The sequence below is a fragment of the Enterobacter cloacae complex sp. IR5458 genome (genome assembly GCF_049238025.1).
In the GTDB taxonomy this organism is placed as follows: domain Bacteria; phylum Pseudomonadota; class Gammaproteobacteria; order Enterobacterales; family Enterobacteriaceae; genus Enterobacter; species Enterobacter kobei.
In genome coordinates, this window is record NZ_JBMKIF010000053.1 from 1 (window position 1) to 17,866 (window position 17,866).

At 57.2% G+C, this 17,866-nt stretch carries 16 protein-coding genes and 1 tRNA gene; 10 read left to right on the forward strand and 7 right to left on the reverse strand.

Annotated elements, in window-relative coordinates; translation table 11 throughout:
- Positions 1 to 68: 68 nt before the first annotated feature.
- From ACOTYN_RS24055 to arcA, 4 genes are read right to left on the reverse strand one after another with little or no spacing between them, the layout of a single operon-like run.
- The gene (locus tag ACOTYN_RS24055; RefSeq protein WP_332959391.1) at positions 69 to 1,472 is read right to left on the reverse strand and encodes a YfcC family protein; all 1,404 of its coding nucleotides are present in this window, start codon (positions 1,470 to 1,472) and stop codon (positions 69 to 71) included.
- Between the two features lie 47 nt (positions 1,473 to 1,519).
- Entirely contained in the window at positions 1,520 to 2,524 is a 1,005-nt protein-coding gene (argF, locus tag ACOTYN_RS24060) for an ornithine carbamoyltransferase (RefSeq protein ID WP_023310201.1), read from the reverse strand.
- Positions 2,525 to 2,550: 26 nt separating this feature from the next.
- Entirely contained in the window at positions 2,551 to 3,462 is a 912-nt protein-coding gene (gene arcC / locus ACOTYN_RS24065; RefSeq protein WP_032637623.1) for a carbamate kinase, read from the reverse strand.
- Between the two features lie 10 nt (positions 3,463 to 3,472).
- Positions 3,473 to 4,693 carry an arginine deiminase gene (arcA, locus tag ACOTYN_RS24070; protein WP_014882312.1) on the reverse strand — a complete coding sequence of 407 codons (1,221 nt, stop codon included), beginning with the start codon at positions 4,691 to 4,693 and terminating at the stop codon, positions 3,473 to 3,475.
- Between the two features lie 675 nt (positions 4,694 to 5,368).
- On the opposite strand from arcA, the gene ACOTYN_RS24075 reads away from it, so the two are divergent.
- The 5 genes from ACOTYN_RS24075 (at position 5,369) to ACOTYN_RS24095 (ending at position 12,161) form a co-directional block, all read left to right on the forward strand.
- The gene (locus tag ACOTYN_RS24075; RefSeq protein ID WP_023331904.1) at positions 5,369 to 5,821 is read left to right on the forward strand and encodes a YhcH/YjgK/YiaL family protein; all 453 of its coding nucleotides are present in this window, start codon (positions 5,369 to 5,371) and stop codon (positions 5,819 to 5,821) included.
- A gap of 221 nt (positions 5,822 to 6,042) precedes the next feature.
- Positions 6,043 to 6,951 (forward strand): 2-keto-3-deoxygluconate aldolase, encoded by a 909-nt coding sequence (gene yagE / locus ACOTYN_RS24080; RefSeq protein ID WP_014882314.1) that lies wholly within the window; start codon positions 6,043 to 6,045, stop codon positions 6,949 to 6,951.
- A 14-nt stretch (positions 6,952 to 6,965) separates the two neighbouring features.
- Positions 6,966 to 8,933 carry a xylonate dehydratase YagF gene (gene yagF / locus ACOTYN_RS24085; RefSeq protein ID WP_332959394.1) on the forward strand — a complete coding sequence of 656 codons (1,968 nt, stop codon included), beginning with the start codon at positions 6,966 to 6,968 and terminating at the stop codon, positions 8,931 to 8,933.
- Between the two features lie 223 nt (positions 8,934 to 9,156).
- Positions 9,157 to 10,539, forward strand: a complete 1,383-nt coding sequence (locus ACOTYN_RS24090; protein WP_014882316.1) for an MFS transporter — start codon at positions 9,157 to 9,159, stop codon at positions 10,537 to 10,539.
- Positions 10,540 to 10,550: 11 nt separating this feature from the next.
- Positions 10,551 to 12,161 (forward strand): glycoside hydrolase family 43 protein, encoded by a 1,611-nt coding sequence (locus ACOTYN_RS24095; RefSeq protein ID WP_332959397.1) that lies wholly within the window; start codon positions 10,551 to 10,553, stop codon positions 12,159 to 12,161.
- 4 nt (positions 12,162 to 12,165) lie between these two features.
- On the opposite strand, the gene xynR is transcribed toward ACOTYN_RS24095, so the two are convergent.
- The 3 genes from xynR to argL all read right to left on the reverse strand — a co-directional run bounded on the left by xynR (position 12,166) and on the right by argL (position 14,179).
- Positions 12,166 to 12,924, reverse strand: coding sequence for a DNA-binding transcriptional repressor XynR (gene xynR / locus ACOTYN_RS24100; RefSeq protein ID WP_014882318.1), 759 nt, complete (start codon positions 12,922 to 12,924; stop codon positions 12,166 to 12,168).
- 185 nt (positions 12,925 to 13,109) lie between these two features.
- The gene (argF, locus tag ACOTYN_RS24105; protein WP_023331910.1) at positions 13,110 to 14,114 is read right to left on the reverse strand and encodes an ornithine carbamoyltransferase; all 1,005 of its coding nucleotides are present in this window, start codon (positions 14,112 to 14,114) and stop codon (positions 13,110 to 13,112) included.
- On the reverse strand, positions 14,084 to 14,179 hold the full coding sequence (gene argL / locus ACOTYN_RS24110) for a putative translational regulatory protein ArgL (RefSeq protein ID WP_213014371.1): 96 nt from the start codon (positions 14,177 to 14,179) through the stop codon (positions 14,084 to 14,086). Before argL ends, argF (ACOTYN_RS24105) begins: the two co-directional genes overlap by 31 nt.
- Positions 14,180 to 14,278: 99 nt before the next feature.
- Between argL and rraB the strand changes: the two genes are divergently transcribed.
- From rraB to ACOTYN_RS24135, 5 genes are all read left to right on the forward strand, one after another.
- Positions 14,279 to 14,704, forward strand: coding sequence for a ribonuclease E inhibitor RraB (rraB, locus tag ACOTYN_RS24115; RefSeq protein WP_014882320.1), 426 nt, complete (start codon positions 14,279 to 14,281; stop codon positions 14,702 to 14,704).
- Positions 14,705 to 14,750: 46 nt separating this feature from the next.
- Positions 14,751 to 15,509 (forward strand): tRNA isopentenyl-2-thiomethyl-A-37 hydroxylase MiaE, encoded by a 759-nt coding sequence (gene miaE, locus ACOTYN_RS24120; RefSeq protein WP_332959400.1) that lies wholly within the window; start codon positions 14,751 to 14,753, stop codon positions 15,507 to 15,509.
- Positions 15,510 to 15,539: 30 nt separating this feature from the next.
- Positions 15,540 to 16,262: a topoisomerase II gene (locus ACOTYN_RS24125; RefSeq protein WP_196361695.1), complete on the forward strand. Its 723-nt coding sequence runs from the start codon at positions 15,540 to 15,542 to the stop codon at positions 16,260 to 16,262.
- A 106-nt stretch (positions 16,263 to 16,368) separates the two neighbouring features.
- Positions 16,369 to 16,453, forward strand: a tRNA-Leu gene (locus tag ACOTYN_RS24130).
- A gap of 655 nt (positions 16,454 to 17,108) precedes the next feature.
- Positions 17,109 to 17,828, forward strand: coding sequence for an ATP-binding protein (locus tag ACOTYN_RS24135; RefSeq protein ID WP_407211417.1), 720 nt, complete (start codon positions 17,109 to 17,111; stop codon positions 17,826 to 17,828).
- Positions 17,829 to 17,866 lie beyond the last annotated feature (38 nt).

The window sequence follows — 17,866 nt, forward strand, 5'->3', positions numbered from 1 at the left end:
GTTACCCATGTATCCGGTCTAAAGTGTTACCCATGTTTCCGGTTCATACCGCAGCGCCATCCGGCAAATTACAACAACGCCCCCAGACTTAACGCCACCATAATCACCACCGTTAAAATCCCCAGCAGCGGCGCGACCCATTTCAGATAGCGCACGTAAGGCACGCGGGCGATAGCCAGCCCGCCCATTACGACGGCAGAGGTGGGAGTGATCAGGTTAACGATACCGGACGCCGACTGGTAAGCCGTAACCACCAGGTCGCGGTTGACGTTAGCGAAATCGGCAAGAGGCGCCATGATCGGCATCGTCAGAACGGCCAGGCCGGACGAAGAAGGCACAAGAAACGACAGCACCACCTCCAGCCAGTACATCACGTTGATGAACGCTACCGTCGATAAGCCGGTAACCATTCCCTCGGCGCTGTGCAAAATGGTGTGGGTAATCATGCCCTTATCCATGATCACTACGATACCGCGCGCGATACCGATAATCAGCGCGACGCCCAGCAAATCTCGCGCGCCGTTGATAAAGGTTGAGGTCAGTTCCTCTTCGCTCATGCGGGCGATCAGGCCGACAATTATTGCACTGGCGAGAAACACCGCTGAGATCTCCGCCATCCACCAGCCGAGCACCGCCACGCCGTAGATCATGACCGCGAAGGCAAGGGCGAAAATCACCAGGATGAGTTTGCGCACCGGGGTGAATTCCAGCGACTGTTCGCCCTTGTTGCCGAGGAAGTGGGCGAGGTTCTCCTCCTGTTTGTCCGCAACGATGGAGAGAGAGGGATCCTTGCGCACTTTACGGGCATAGCGCATCACCCACGCCACACAGATGATCCACCCGATGACCAGCAGCGCGACGCGCAGGGCGATACCGTTGGTGAAGGGGATCCCGGCGGCGTTGGCGGCGATCACCGTCGCGAACGGGTTAATGGTGGAGCCAAGCGTGCCGATCCCGGCGCCGAGCAGCACGGTGGAGGCGGCTACCACCGGGTCGAAACGTGCGGCCAGCATCACCGGAACCAGCAGGGTATAGAACGGCAGGGACTCTTCGGCCATGCCGTAAATGGTGCCGCCTGCGGCAAACAGCGCCATCAGGATCGGGATCATCCACTCTTCGCGACCGCGCAACCGGGTGGTGACGCGTTCGATCCCGGCGTCAATGGCCCCGGTTTTGGTGACGATCCCGAGGAATCCCCCGATGATCAGTATAAATAGCGCAACGTCGATCGCCCCGGCCTGGCCGGACTCGGGATCGTACAACCCGGCAATCGGGGCCATCAGCACGGAAACCAGCCCCTGCGGATGGGCCGCTACGTGCGCATAGGTTCCGGCAACCGGCACGTCCTTGCCGAGCGCCTCGTTCATGGCCATGTGATACTGCCCGGCCGGAACAATCCACGTCAGGACGGCAACGACGGCAATCAGAAAAAAGAGAATGGTGTATGCGGAGGGAAATTTGAACTTGCCCATGATGTTCTCCTGAAACCCGGCGCACACCGCGGCGCGCCGGGCGGTGATTAGTCGCCGAGTGTCGCCACCATGACCGCTTTAATGGTATGCATGCGGTTTTCTGCTTCATCAAAGACGATAGAGTTCGGGGATTCGAAGACCTCTTCCGTCACCTCCAGCCCTTTCAGGCCATAGGCCATTTCGATTTCGCGGCCCACTTTGGTGTGCTCGTTGTGAAACGCCGGCAGGCAGTGCATGAACTTGACGTTCGGGTTGCCGGTGGCTTTCATGACGTCCGCGTTGATTTGATACGGCTTCATCAGGCTGACGCGTTCGGCCCACGCCTCTTTCGGCTCGCCCATGGAGACCCACACGTCGGTGTAGAGGAAATCCGTCCCGCGCACGCCTTCTTCCACGTCGTCGGTCAGGGTGATGCGCGCGCCCGTTTCTTTCGCGATGGCACGGCACTGCTCAACCAGACCCGCTTCCGGCCAGAAGGATTTCGGTGCCACCAGGCGGATGTCCATCCCCATTTTGGCCGCGCCGACCATCAGGGAGTTGCCCATGTTGTTGCGTGCGTCGCCGAGATAAGCAAAGCTCAGCTCCGGCAGGGTTTTGCCCGGGGCGTGCTCCAGCATGGTCATCAGATCGGCGAGGATCTGCGTCGGATGGAATTCGTCGGTCAGGCCGTTCCACACCGGTACGCCCGCGTATTCACCCAGCTCTTCAACAATCGCCTGGCCGTAGCCGCGGTATTCGATACCGTCATACATACGCCCCAACACGCGGGCGGTGTCTTTCATCGACTCTTTATGGCCGATCTGCGACCCGCTTGGGCCGAGGTAGGTCACCTGCGCACCCTGGTCAAACGCGCCCACTTCGAAGGCGCAGCGGGTGCGGGTGGAGGTTTTTTCAAAGATCAGGGCGATGTTTTTGCCGACCAGGGTTTGCTTTTCGCGTCCGGCTTTTTTGGCCGCTTTTAGCTCGATGGCGAGGTCGATCAGGTACTGGATCTCCGCCGGGGTGTAGTCCAGCAGTTTCAGGAAGTTGCGGTTTTTCAGGTTGATGGTCATATGGGAAATCCTTTTTAAATGTATATTCAGTTACGAATCAACGTGCCTTTCTCGCCCGCCAGAATCTCTGCCCCATCGGCCAGCGCGCCGATTCCGGCAATGCCGTTGCAGGCTTCAACAAACTCGCGGCAGGCGGCCACTTTCGGCCCCATCGATCCGGCGTCAAACTGCATGCCTCTGAGCAGTTCTGGCGTCACCTGCGCCAGCGGGCGCTGGGTCGGTTTTCCCCAGTCGAGGTACACCGCGTCGGCATCGGTGAGGATCAGCAGGGCGTCGGCCTCAATCTGGCGCGCCAGCAGGGCGGCGGAGAGGTCTTTGTCGATCACCGCCTCAATGCCGTGATAGCCGTTGGCGTTTTCCACCACCGGCACGCCGCCGCCCCCGTTGCAGATCACCAGGTGGTCGCGCTGGATCAGCGCCGTGATGGCGTCGCTCTCGACGATGCGTTTCGGCTGCGGTGACGGCACCACGCGACGGAAGTAGCTGCCGTCGGCCTTAAACACCCAGCCTTTTTCCGCGGCCAGCGTTTTTGCCTGGGCTTCGCTGTACACCGGGCCGATGTATTTGGTCGGGTTGCTGAACGCCGGGTCGGCGGCGTCCACTTCCACCTGCGTGAGCAGGACGCTCACCTCACGCTGCGGCAGGCTGTTTTTCAGCGCCTGCTGGAGCATGTAGCCGATCATCCCCTGGCTTTCGGCACCAAGAACGTCCAGTGGGTAAGGGGTCACTTTGTCGTAGGCGCTGTTCTGCAGCGCCAGCAGCCCGACCTGTGGACCGTTGCCGTGAACCAGCACCACGCGCCACTGCGCCGTGAGCCCGGCGATGGTGCGGGCGGCCTGCTCAATGTTCTGGCGCTGGATCTCTGCTTCCAGCGGCTCGCCGCGCTTCAGCAGCGCGTTGCCGCCAAGGGCCACAACCAGAGTGGGTTTTCGTTCCATGATGGCTCCTTTAAATTCCGTCGCGTTCCAGTGGGCAGCTCATGCAGCGTGCGCCGCCGCGGCCGCGGCCCAGCTCATCGCCCGGGATGGGCAGCACGGTGATGCCGGCTTTGTCGTACTTCTCGTTAGTCCAGACGTTGCGCTCGTAGCCAATCACCACGCCGGGGCGGATGGTCAGAACGTTGTTGGCGTCGTTCCACTGTTCGCGTTCGGCTTCAAAGGCGTCGCCGCCGGTGGTGATCAGGCGCACCTGATTAATGCCGAGCGCTTTCTCAATGGCGTGCAGCAGGTCGGTTTCCTGGGTACGTTGCAGACCGCCGCGCCCGTCCGGGGTGAGCGTCCAGCACTGGGCGTCTTTGCGCACCACTTCCGGGTAGACGGAGAAAGTGTCCACGTCGATGTGGGTCATCACGGTGTCGAGGTGCATGCAGGAGCGATGTTTTGGCAGCTCAACGGCGATCACGCGCTCGGCCTGGCGGTGTTTGAACAGGCTGTTGGCGAGGAACTCCACGCCCTGCGGCGTCGTGCGTTCGGACATGCCGATCAATACCGCCCCGCGACCAATCACTAATACGTCGCCGCCTTCCAGGGTAGCGTGGTCGTAATTAATATTTTCGTCGCCGAAATACTTAATAAAATCGCCGTCGGCAAATGCCGGATGCCAGCGATATATTGCCCGAAGGTTATTGGTTTCACGCTGACGGGCGGGTTTAGCCATCGGGTTAATGGACACGCCGTTATAAATCCAGCAGGAAGTGTCGCGGGTAAATAAATGGTTCGGCAGCGGCTTCATAATAAAGTCATTGGCCGTGTGGGTATCTACCACCATATTTTTGATGGCCGCCGGAATTTCGCCGTAGGTTAATCCGCCGCTTAATCTGCGCGCCAGTTCACGGTGCGGCATGTCCGCCAGCCAGCCGCGCACGTCGCCCGCAAAGGTAGGTCCGAGGCGATAGTCCGAGATTTGCGTCTCCAGCAGCCAGGCTTTCGCTTCTGTAATATCAAGCGTTTGTGTCAGGAGGTCGGTTAACAGCAGGACTTCCACACCCTGCTCGCGCAGCGTGTTTGCGAAGATATCATGCTCTTCGCCCGCCCGTTCAACCGAGAGCACATCATCGAAAAGCAGTTCCTGACAATTCGATGGCGTTAAACGTTTCAGACTTAAATTTGGGCGGTGCAGCATAACGCTACGCAATTGACCAATTTCAGAACCGACGTAATGCTTTTCCATAATTATTCCTTTAACTGTTTTTCAGAATAAAAAGGGCATGCGCCATGTGATGTGTTTAATTTCATGGCGGCTAAGCTCAATTGATTTCGTGGTTCATACTAGGCGGTTAAATAATCATTATTGTGATGCAGTTCACGCGAAAATGGATATTAAGGTGTTTGTTTTCATTTGCATGATTCGCATCAGATAATGATTAATTTCATATTATTGGCACGTGAATAGCTAAGCAGCATTCGGTGGCAATATTTGTATTTGTTATTATTTTGTAGAGTTTAATGTTTCGAAATAATTAGTTATATCATTGATTTTAATGGTTAAAATTTGGTGGCGGGAATAGCTATGCAATAATGGCAGTTAACTATTTTTGACTTAAGGAAAATCCATAAATAATTATGAGTTTATAAAGGAAATTATTAAAGTGATAAAATGTGATACGGCAGCAGGTTTTGTGATTTACGCTTTCGATTCAGGAGGTTATGTTGGCGCTATCGCGCGCGCGAAATGAGGTTATGCATAACCGCTGCATAATTGCCTGTGTGTGATTAACAGTGAATTAACACCTTTCCCGATAAACATGCGCTCGCGCAAAGGTCACAGAAAAAGGACTGGTATGGCAGCGCGAACTCTCGTATAAAAGACAAAAATGAAACGTCGTTTTACATTGAGGGTTTTCTCATGATCATCGGCAACATCCACCATCTCCAGCCCTGGCTGCCTGACGAACTGCGCCAGGCCATTGACTATATAAAGCGCCACGTCACCGACGCCACGCCGCCCGGCAAGCATGATATCGATGGCAACACTCTGTTTTATCTGGTCTCGGAAGACATGACTCAGCCGTTTGCTGAACGCCGCGCCGAGTTTCATGCGCGCTATCTGGACATCCAGATCGTGATGAAGGGTCAGGAAGGGATGACCTTCAGCACCCTGCCGCACGGTACGCCGGATACCGACTGGCTGGCGGACAAAGACATCGCGTTCCTGCCGGAAGGCGAGCAGGAGAAAACCGTGGTGCTGAGCGAAGGGGATTTTGTGGTGTTCTGGCCTGGCGAAGTCCATAAGCCGCTGTGCGCGGTGGGGGCGCCTGCCAGGGTGCGAAAAGTCGTGGTGAAAATGCTGATTGAATAACTCCATTAACCCCGGTAGGGAGTAAAAGTCCCCTCTCCCTGTGGGAGAGGGTTAGGGTGAGGGCAACAGACCGCACCCTTTAATCTGTGATCCAGCTTAAATTTCCCGCACTCCCTCCTCATCTCTCATTTACCTGCGCTTTTTCTGCGTCATAGTATGATCGTTAAATTAATGAACACTGTTCTATAATGTAGAACAAAATGATTCAGCAAGGAGATCTCATGCCGCAGCCTGTGTTGTTTACGGGAATCATTCCCCCTGTCTCCACCATTTTTACCGCCGATGGCCAGCTCGATAAGCAGGGCACCGCCGCGCTGATCGACGATCTGATCGCCGCAGGCGTTGATGGCCTGTTCTTCCTCGGCAGCGGCGGCGAATTCTCCCAGCTCAACGCCGAAGAGCGTAAAACCATTGCCCGATTTGCTATCGATCATGTCGATCGTCGCGTGCCGGTTCTGATCGGCACCGGCGGCACCAACGCCCGGGAAACCATTGAACTGAGCCAGCACGCGCAGCAGGCGGGCGCGGACGGCATCGTGGTCATCAACCCCTACTACTGGAAAGTCTCGGAAGCGAACCTGATTCGCTATTTCGAACAGGTGGCCGACAGCGTCACGCTGCCGGTGATGCTCTATAACTTCCCGGCGCTGACCGGGCAGGATCTCACGCCAGCGCTGGTGAAAACCCTCGCCGACTCGCGCAGCAACATCGTAGGCATTAAAGACACCATCGACTCCGTTGCCCATCTGCGCAGCATGATCCACACCGTCAAAGCGGCCCACCCGCACTTCACCGTGCTGTGTGGCTACGACGATCATCTGTTCAATACCCTGCTGCTCGGCGGCGACGGAGCGATCTCGGCGAGCGGCAACTTTGCGCCGCAGGTGTCGGTAAATCTTCTGAAAGCCTGGCGCGATAAGGATGTGGCGAAAGCGGCTGAGTATCATCAGACCTTGCTGCAAATCCCGCAGCTGTATCAGCTGGATACGCCGTTCGTGAACGTCATTAAAGAGGCGATTGTACTTTGCGGTCGCCCGATCTCCACGCACGTGCTGCCGCCCGCTTCACCGCTGGACGAGCCGCGCAAGGCGCAGCTGAAATCCCTGCTGCAACAGCTCAAGCTCTGCTGAGCCGGAAGATAACCATGACCATCGAGAAAATTTTCACCTCACAGGATGATGCGTTTTATGCGGTGATCACCCACGCGGCGGGGCCGCAGGGCGCGCTGCCGCTGACCCCGCAGATGCTGATGGAATCCCCCAGCGGCAACCTGTTTGGCATGACGCAAAACGCCGGGATGGGCTGGGACGCCAACAGGCTGACCGGCAAAGAGGTGCTGATCATCGGTACCCAGGGCGGCATCCGCGCCGGGGACGGACGCCCGGTTGCGCTGGGCTACCACACCGGGCACTGGGAAATTGGCATGCAGATGCAGGCGGCAGCGAAGGAGATCACCCGCAACGGTGGGATCCCGTTCGCGGCCTTCGTCAGCGACCCGTGCGACGGGCGCTCTCAGGGCACGCACGGCATGTTCGACTCCCTGCCGTACCGCAACGACGCGGCAATCGTGTTTCGTCGTCTGATCCGCTCCCTGCCGACGCGCCGGGCGGTGATCGGCGTGGCAACCTGCGATAAAGGGCTGCCTGCGACCATGATCGCGCTGGCCGCCATGCACGATCTGCCGACCATTCTGGTGCCGGGCGGCGCGACGCTGCCGCCGACCGTGGGTGAAGATGCGGGCAAGGTGCAGACCATTGGCGCGCGCTTTGCCAACCACGAGCTGTCGTTGCAGGAGGCCGCCGAGCTGGGCTGTCGCGCCTGCGCGTCGCCGGGCGGCGGGTGTCAGTTTCTCGGCACGGCGGGCACCTCTCAGGTGGTTGCGGAAGCGCTGGGTCTGGCACTGCCGCACTCCGCGCTGGCACCGTCCGGGCAGGCGGTGTGGCTGGAGATCGCCCGCCAGTCGGCGCGGGCGGTGAGCGAGCTGGATAACCGCGGCATCACCACGCGCGATATCCTCACCGATAAGGCCATCGAAAACGCCATGGTGCTCCACGCGGCGTTCGGCGGCTCCACCAATTTACTGCTGCACATACCGGCTATCGCCCACGCGGCGGGCTGCACCCTTCCTGACGTCGCGCACTGGACGCGCATCAACCGTAAAGTTCCGCGCCTGGTGAGCGTCCTGCCCAACGGTCCGGACTATCATCCGACCGTGCGCGCGTTCCTGGCAGGCGGCGTGCCGGAGGTGATGCTTCACCTGCGCGATCTCGGCCTGCTGCATCTGGATGCCATGACCGTGACCGGCCAGACGATGGGAGAGAACCTCGACTGGTGGCAGGCCTCGGAACGTCGGGCGCGCTTCCGTCAGTGCCTGCGCGAGCAGGACGGCGTCGATCCGGATGACGTGATCCTGCCGCCCGAGAAGGCAAAGGCGAAAGGGCTGACCTCAACGGTCTGCTTCCCGACGGGCAACATTGCGCCGGAAGGATCGGTGATCAAGGCCACGGCGATCGACCCGTCGGTGGTCGGTGACGATGGCGTTTACCGCCACACCGGTCGGGCGCGGGTGTTTGTCTCAGAAGCGCAGGCGATTAAGGCCATCAAGCGGGAAGAGATTCAGCAGGGCGATATCATGGTGGTGATCGGCGGCGGACCGTCCGGCACTGGCATGGAAGAGACCTACCAGCTCACCTCCGCGCTGAAGCATATTTCGTGGGGCAAGACGGTGTCGCTGATTACCGATGCGCGCTTCTCGGGCGTGTCGACGGGCGCATGCTTCGGGCACGTGTCGCCGGAGGCGCTGGCGGGCGGGCCGATCGGCAAATTGCGCGATAACGACATCATTGAGATTGCCGTGGATCGTATGACCCTGACGGGCAGCGTGAACTTTATCGGCACGGCGGACACCCCGCTGACGCCGGAAGAGGGCGCGCGCGCGCTGGCACGGCGGCAGACGCATCCGGACCTGCACGCCCACGACTTTTTGCCGGACGATACCCGGCTATGGGCAGCATTGCAGTCGGTGAGTGGCGGCACCTGGAAAGGCTGTATTTATGACACCGATAAAATTATTGAGGTAATTAACGCCGGTAAAAAAGCGCTCGGCATTTAATTATTTCCAGGAAAAACGTCTGCGGAAAATATTCCGCGGACGGCTTTCCCGTTTCTGTAATTTATTAATTTAAACAATCAGTTGCGATATATCGTTGGCGTCACAAAAGCAAAATAACATAATTCAGAAATAAGATATGACCATTGCTGGTTAATTGAACAGCTCATTACACTCCATTAACACGATGTTGTTATTCATCACACGACATAAGGGTGTAAATCTGATGACGCAATTAACCATGAAAGACAAAATTGGCTACGGGCTGGGTGACACCGCCTGCGGCTTCGTCTGGCAGGCCACGATGTTTCTGCTGGCCTATTTCTATACCGACGTCTTCGGCCTGTCGGCGGGCATTATGGGCACGCTGTTTTTGGTCTCCCGCGTGCTCGACGCCGTCACCGACCCGCTGATGGGGCTGCTGGTTGACCGTACCCGCACGCGGCACGGCCAGTTCCGCCCGTTCCTGCTGTGGGGCGCGATCCCGTTCGGCATCGTCTGCGTGCTGACCTTCTACACGCCGGACTTCTCGGCGCAGGGCAAAATCATCTACGCCTGCGTGACCTACATTCTCCTGACTCTGGTCTACACCTTCGTTAACGTGCCGTACTGTGCCATGCCGGGCGTCATCACTGCTGACCCGAAAGAGCGTCACGCCCTGCAATCCTGGCGTTTCTTCCTGGCGGCGGCGGGTTCGCTCGCCATCAGCGGCATTGCCCTGCCGCTGGTGAGCATCATCGGCAAAGGGGACGAGCAGGTGGGCTATTTCGGCGCCATGTGCGTGCTGGGGCTGAGCGGCGTGGTGCTGCTCTACGTCTGCTTCTTTACCACCAAAGAGCGTTACACCTTTGAGGTGCAGCCGGGCTCGTCGGTGGCAAAAGATCTCAGGCTACTGTTCGGCAACGGCCAGTGGCGCATTATGTGTGCCTTTAAGATGATGGCGACCTGTTCCAACGTGGTGCGCGGCGGGGCGACCCTCTACTTCGTCAAATACGTGATGGATCACCCGGAGCTGGCGACCCAGTTTTTACTCTATGGCAGCCTCGCCACCATGTTCGGCTCGCTCTGCTCCTCCCGCCTGCTGGGCCGCTTTGACCGCGTCACCGCCTTCAAGTGGATCATCGTCGCCTACTCGCTGATCAGCCTGCTGATTTTCGTCACCCCGGCGGAGCATATCGCCCTGATTTTCGCCCTCAACATTCTGTTCCTGTTCGTCTTTAACACCACCACGCCGCTCCAGTGGCTCATGGCCTCTGACGTGGTGGATTACGAGGAGAGCCGCAGCGGGCGCCGCCTCGACGGGCTGGTGTTCTCCACCTACCTGTTCAGCCTGAAGATTGGCCTGGCGATTGGCGGGGCGGTGGTGGGCTGGATCCTGGCATACGTGAACTACTCCGCCAGCAGCAGCGTGCAGCCGGTTGAGGTGCTGACCACCATCAAAATTCTGTTCTGCGTGGTGCCGGTAGTGCTCTACGCGGGCATGTTCATCATGCTGTCGTTCTATAAGCTCACCGACGCCCGCGTGGAGGCCATCAGCCAGCAGCTGATCAAGCACCGCGCGGCCCAGGGTGAAGCCGTTCCCGACGCCGCGACAGCCGCATCCCATTAACCGGAGGCACTATGGAAATCACTAACCCGATACTCACCGGCTTCAACCCGGACCCGTCCCTGTGCCGCCAGGGCGAGGACTACTACATCGCCACCTCGACCTTCGAGTGGTTCCCGGGCGTGCGCATCTACCACTCCCGCGACCTGAAAAACTGGTCGCTGGTCAGCACCCCGCTGGACCGCGTGTCGATGCTGGACATGAAGGGCAACCCGGACTCCGGCGGCATCTGGGCGCCGTGCCTGAGCTATGCCGACGGCAAATTCTGGCTGCTCTATACCGACGTGAAAATCGTCGACTCGCCGTGGAAAAACGGCCGCAACTACCTCGTCACCGCGCCGTCCATCGAAGGGCCATGGAGCGAGCCGATCCCGATGGGCAACGGCGGGTTCGATCCGTCCCTGTTCCACGACGACGATTGCCGCAAATACTACCTCTACCGCCCGTGGGGGCCGCGCCATCATAGCAACCCGCACAACACCATCGTGATGCAGGAGTTTGACCCGCAGACCGGCACCCTCTCGCCCGAGCGCAAAACGCTGTTTACCGGCACGCCGCTCTGCTACACCGAAGGCGCACACCTGTATCGCCACGCAGGATGGTACTACCTGATGGTTGCCGAAGGCGGCACCAGCTATGAACACGCCGTCGTGGTGCTGCGTTCAAAAACGATCGACGGGTCGTACGAGCTACACCCGGAGGTGACGATGATGACCAGCTGGCACCTGCCGGAGAACCCGCTGCAGAAGAGCGGCCACGGTTCGCTGCTGCAGACCCACACGGGGGAATGGTATATGGCCTACCTCACCAGTCGCCCGCTGCGCCTGCCCGGCGTGCCGCTGCTGGCCTCCGGCGGGCGCGGCTACTGCCCGCTGGGGCGCGAGACCGGCATCGCCCGTATTGAGTGGCGCGACGGTTGGCCGTATGTCGAAGGTGGTAAGCACGCGCAGCTGACCGTGCCCGGCCCGCATATGGCGGAGCAACCTGCGGCCGCTCAGGCCACCTGGCGGGACGATTTTGACGCCAGTTCGCTTGACCCGGAGCTGCAAACCCTGCGCATTCTGTTCGACGACACCCTCGGCTCGCTCACCGCGCGCCCCGGCTATTTACGGCTCTACGGCAACGACTCGCTTAACTCGACCTTCACCCAGTCGACCGTGGCGCGCCGCTGGCAGCACTTCACCTTCCGGGCGGAGACGCGGATGCAGTTCTCGCCGGTCCACTTCCAGCAGAGCGCGGGGCTGACCTGCTACTACAACAGCAAAAACTGGAGCTACTGCTTTGTGGACTACGAGGAGGGGCAGGGGAGAACGATCAAGGTGATCCAGCTCGACCACAACGTGCCGTCATGGCCGCTGCACGAGCAGCCGATTCCGGTGCCGGAGAGTGCGCAGAGCGTCTGGCTGCGCGTCGATGTGGATACGCTGGTCTATCGCTACAGCTACTCGTTCGACGGCGAGACGTGGCACACCGTGCCGGTAACCTATGAGGCGTGGAAACTGTCAGACGACTACATCGGCGGGCGCGGCTTCTTCACCGGCGCATTTGTGGGGCTGCACTGCGAGGACATCAGCGGTGACGGCTGCCACGCGGATTTCGACTACTTCACCTACGAGCCGCTGTAGCGGCTCAGGCCGGGTAGCCCAGCGCGCGTGAGAGCTGGAGCCCGGCCTGCTGAAGCTGCTCGCGGAAATTAGCCAGCTCGGCGTCGTCCACGCGCGAGGTCAGCGTCGACAGGCTCAGGGCGGCAATCACGCGTGACTCGTGGTTCCACACCGGCACCGCCACGCAGCGCACGCCCTGCTCGTTCTCTTCGCTGTCCAGGGCGTAGCCTTGTTCGCGGGTTTTTTTCAGCGCATCCACCAACGCTTCGCGGGTGGCAAGAGTGGAAGGGGTAAAGGTAGTGTACTGATAGCCCTCCAGCAGGGCGTTCAGCTCGGCCTCGCCCAGCCAGGCAATCAACACCTTGCCGATGGCGGTGGCATGAACCGGCAGGCGACGGCCAATGCGCGAATAGGCGATGGCGGCCAGCTTGCCTTCAATCTTCTCGATATAGACCCCTTCACGCCCGTCCAGGATCCCCAGATGGGTGGTCTGCCCGGTCCGCCGGGAAAGATCCGTCAGCCAGCCTTTTGCCTTCTGACGAATATCCATTGAGCCCACGACGAAATGGCCGCGCTCGACCAGCTTCATGCCGAGGCGATATTTACCGTTCTCCGGGTTCTGATCGATATAGCCGTGAAGCTGCAGGGTTTTCAGCAGCGAATGGAGGGTACTTTTGCTCAGCCCCATCAGTTTGCTGATGTCGGTGATCTTAAGCTCGGTGGCCTGCTCGTTGAACAGGTCGAGGATCTGCAACGCACGTTCAACAGACTGAATAATCGGCATAATGCTGGCATGTCCACGCTGGAATTAAGGCGAAAACGTACCTTTTTTGGGGTGAAAAATCAATTGAGCAGGCCTGATTTGCCCGGCGGCGCTTCGCTTGCACGGGCCTACGGGTTTTGTAGGCCGGGTAAGCGCAGCGTCACCCGGCAAGAAGAGCGCACCGAATAAAAATGTGGGAGAGAGGATCACTCCCCAAGCGTCGCCACCATCACCGCCTTAATCGTATGCATCCGGTTTTCTGCCTGGTCGAACACGATGCTCGCCGCCGACTCAAACACCTCGTCCGTCACCTCCATCCCGCCGTGCAGATCGAACTCCTTCGCCATCTGCTTGCCGAGCGTGGTCTGGTCGTCATGGAACGCCGGCAGACAGTGCAGGAACTTGACATTCGGGTTGCCGGTCAGCGCCATCATCTGCGCGTTCACCTGATACCCGCGCAGCAGCGCAATCCGCTCCGCCCACTTCTCTTTGGCTTCGCCCATCGACACCCATACGTCGGTATAGATAAAGTCCGCGCCCTTCACGCCGGCCGCCACGTCTTCCGTCAGGGTGATTTTGCCGCCGTGCTTCTCTGCCAGCGCGCTGCACTCCGCTACCAGGCTCTCTTCCGGCCAGCAGGCTTTCGGGGCCACCAGACGTAGATCCAGCCCGGTCAGCGCCGCCGCTTCCAGCATCGAGTTGCCCATGTTGTTGCGCGCATCGCCCGCGTAGACCAGCGTCATCTCGTTAAACGCTTTGCCCGGCAGGTGCTCCTGCATGGTCAGCAGGTCCGCCAGCAGCTGCGTCGGGTGAAACTCGTTGGTCAGGCCGTTCCACACCGGCACGCCCGCATATTGCGCCAGCGTTTCGACCACGTCCTGGCCGTGGCCGCGATACTGAATGCCGTCGTACATCCGCCCGAGCACCCGTGCGGTGTCCTTAATTGACTCTTTATGCCCAATCTGGCTGCCGCTCGGCCCTAAATAAGTGACGCGTGCGCCCTGGTCAAATGCGGCAACTTCGAAAGAGCATCGTGTACGGGTCGAGTCTTTTTCGAAGATGAGCGCGATGTTTTTACCAGTAAGCTTTTGTACTTCCTTGCCCTTTTTTTTATCGGCTTTGAGCTGTGCGGCAAGAGTCAGCAGAGAAGTGAACTGTGCAGGGGTAAAGTCGAGCAATTTCAGAAAGTGTTTCTTGTACAAATCGGACATTTTATCCTCGCCTGGCGAACGCCACTTATTGAATTAAAATTCACTTTATATGTGTAATTATTCATTTGCAACCCCGTTTCACAATTCTTTCTTACAAAGGTGGAGGCAAACCCGTCCGTGTGTGAAAATAGAAGTATCTGCCGCACTTTAAAGAGGATTGAGCCATGGCAAACCCGGAACACCTGGAAGAGCAACGCGAAGAGACGCGTCTGATTATTGAAGAGCTGCTGGAAGACGGTAGCGATCCGGACGCGCTGTACACCATCGAGCACCATTTCTCTGCGGATGATTTCGACGCGCTGGAAAAAATGGCGGTGGAAGCCTTCAAGCTGGGTTACGAAGTGACCGAGCCGGAAGAGCTGGAAGTGGAAGAGGGCGACACCGTCATCTGCTGCGACATCCTGAGCGAAGGCGCGCTGAAGGCGGAGCTGATTGACGCGCAGGTAGAACAGCTGATGAACCTGGCCGAGAAGTTTGAGGTGGAATACGACGGCTGGGGAACCTACTTCGAAGATCCGAACGGTGAAGACGGCGAAGAAGGCGACGACGAAGATTACGTCGACGAAGACGACGACGGCGTGCGTCACTAAGCGTTTCAGGCGGTGGCGCGCGTCACCGCTTTTTCAAGGCAGAACCATGGATTACCCGCAGATACTCGCCCCCGTACTCAACTTCCTCCCGTGCCCGACCCCGCAAGCATGGATTGATAAAGCCCGCGACCCGGCAAATCTGCCGCTGCTGCTCACCGACCACATGGTGTGCGAGCTCAAGGCCGCCCAGACCGCGCTATTACTGGTTCGTAAATACGTCGCCGACGAAAGCGGTGCCGACGCGCTGCTCGACTGGCTCAAACCCTACGAACTGTTCACCTTCCGCGACGGCCCGGAGCCGGACTTCATCGCCCTGCACAGGCAGATTGGCAAAAGCGTGATGCCCAAAACCGACGACCCGTGGGGCCAGGCGCTCATCGACAGCATGGTGCTGCTGATTAAAGAGGAGCTGCACCACTTCTGGCAGGTGCGCGAGGCGATGCTGGCCCGCGACATTCCGTACGTCAAAATCACCGCCAGCCGCTACGCCAAAGGGATGCTGAAGGACGTGCGCACCCACGAACCGCTGACGCTGATCGACAAGCTCATCTGCGGCGCCTACATCGAAGCCCGCTCCTGCGAACGCTTCGCCGCGCTGGCCCCGTTCCTCGAGGACGACCTGCAGAAGTTTTATCTCTCGCTGCTGCGCTCGGAAGCGCGCCATTATCAGGACTACCTGACGCTGGCCCAGCAGGTGAGCGACAACGATATCTCACCGCGCATACAGCATTTTGGCGAAATTGAAGCCACACTTATCTCGACACCGGACCACGAGTTTCGCTTCCACAGCGGCGTGCCGGTGTAAACCGGCATAACGCAAGGATAAGGATGCGAGATGAATAAAACGTGGACCCGTATTGTGATTGTCGTCGTCGCGGCTGCCGCCGTGGCGTTCTGGGTGTTCTTCGACAGGCAGCGCGCGCCGGAACAGCAGATGGATGCTGCCCTCAACGCGATGCCCGCCTGGCAGGTGATTAAGGAGCAGGAGCCTGCGCTGCATCAGCGCATTCTCGACCAGATGGCCGCCCTGCAAAAAGCGGGCGAGCCGGAGCAGCAGATTATCGACACCATCCAGCCGCAGATCCTGCATCTGCAGATGTCGCGCCTGCAAAACGCCCCGGACGCCAACGTGGTGAACTACATGACCATCAACATGGAGCAGACCGCCGCCATCCAGAAGGTGAGCGACGACGCCTGCTTCCGCTTCCTCTACCCGATGGTGAAGGGCGGCGTGAACCCGATGCGCATGCTGGATAAAGACCTGATGGCGCGGCGCATGCAGGCCGACGCCGACATGATGCGCGCGGCCTACGGCAAAAACCGTCACACCGTGACCCCGGCCGAGCGCGAGGCGGCTGTCGAGGATGTGCGGCCGATTATGAAGGCGCTTGCCGATAAGTACGGCGAGGACATCCAGCTGCTTCAGATGCCGGAGAAGGCGGCGGGCAAAGAGAAGCTCTCCTGCGATATGGTGCAGGAGATGTGGGCGAAGGTGCTGGCGCTGCCGGAGCAGAAGGCGGCAGGGGTGATTCGGCTGGCGGTGTCTGAGCTGGAGTGACGAAGGGCGGTGGTTTTTTGGGCACTTAGCGCGGGTTTCGCGCGTCGTCGCTTGCATGGCGGCGCGCGACAGGTATAATCCACAACGTTTCCGCATCCCCTTCAGTGCCGAAGTGGCGAAATCGGTAGACGCAGTTGATTCAAAATCAACCGTAGAAATACGTGCCGGTTCGAGTCCGGCCTTCGGCACCAAAAGATGCAAATCAAAGTCGCTTAAGGGCGGCTTTTTTTGTGTCTGGAATTTTTTAGCTTTACGAACTCTTTATTTTTAAAAATTTACCAAGCTCGTTAAAAATAACTAACTGATATCATTGATGTTATTTTATAATTCAAATTTGATAACCTTCGTATCCAAGGAGTGTTTGAAAGAAAATTCTTAATAACACGGAGATGTTAAAGCTGTGCGCCCATGATAATGTTGCTTGTCAATATGTTTAGGTGTATTCATATCACTATCGCTACATTTTGATGCGATAGCTGTTAGGGCAAAAATTTAGTTGTTTTAGGGTCTCTTAGCTAAAGAGTTTCGTTCATCATAAACGCTAAAATGCTTTAAGGCTTTTCAGGTTTATTTAAACGTAGTAACTTTACCTCTTCATTTAAGAAACTAAGGTGCAGTAGCAATTCAAATTTCTTATAGTTATTAATTAATGGTAATTTCATTCATGGTAAACATGAATTGCAGTAAAATTTGTAAAAATTAAGATGTTATGCCTATATCTGTAGGGACTAAGATTTGAGTGATGCTCTGCAAAATTGTTTGAATTAAAACTATAGGCTGTATAAATATCCATATAGCTTAATAATTAGTTGAAAGTTAATATCAAAAAATTTGAAAGGAATAGCTATGACTTCATTGAATCACATAAATCAAGATTTGACTGCCGATTTCCAGCCCTCAAAAAGATTTTTTGTGAGTATGCTCACACGTGATATTGAATTGAATGACGCTATACTTGACCTTCTTGATAACTGTGTTGATGGTGCATTGAGGACTAGTAATACAAAAAAAAATGACACCCCATATGCAGGGTTCAAGGCGGATTTAGTTATTACACAAGACAGTTTTTCTATCACTGATAACTGCGGCGGGATTGCTAAATCTGATCGCGATTACGCTTTTAGGATGGGGCGACCACATCGTGAGGCTGATGAAGATGAGGGGACCGTAGGTGTATATGGTATTGGTATGAAACGAGCAATATTCAAAATGGGTACTAAATGTAAAATTAATTCAAATCATCCGGAAGGTGCATTCGAAGTAGATATTACACCAGAGTGGATATCAAGCGATGCATGGACAATACCAATCAAAGAAAATGATTTTGTTAATGATATTACAGGTGGCACAACAATAACCATAACTAATCTTCATTCGAATATATCTCAAAAATTTTCTGAGGAAAGTTATTTGACTGATCTATATGATCAAATAAAGCATTCATTGTCATTCATAATACAAAAGGGTTTTGTGATAACTTTGAATGGTACCCCAATAAAAGCTAATCCTATAAAATTAATGTCCGACGAAAATGATATAGAACCATTGACCTGCCCCCACGATTAGATACAACACTCAGTTAGTAACGTCGGAATCTTCATTCT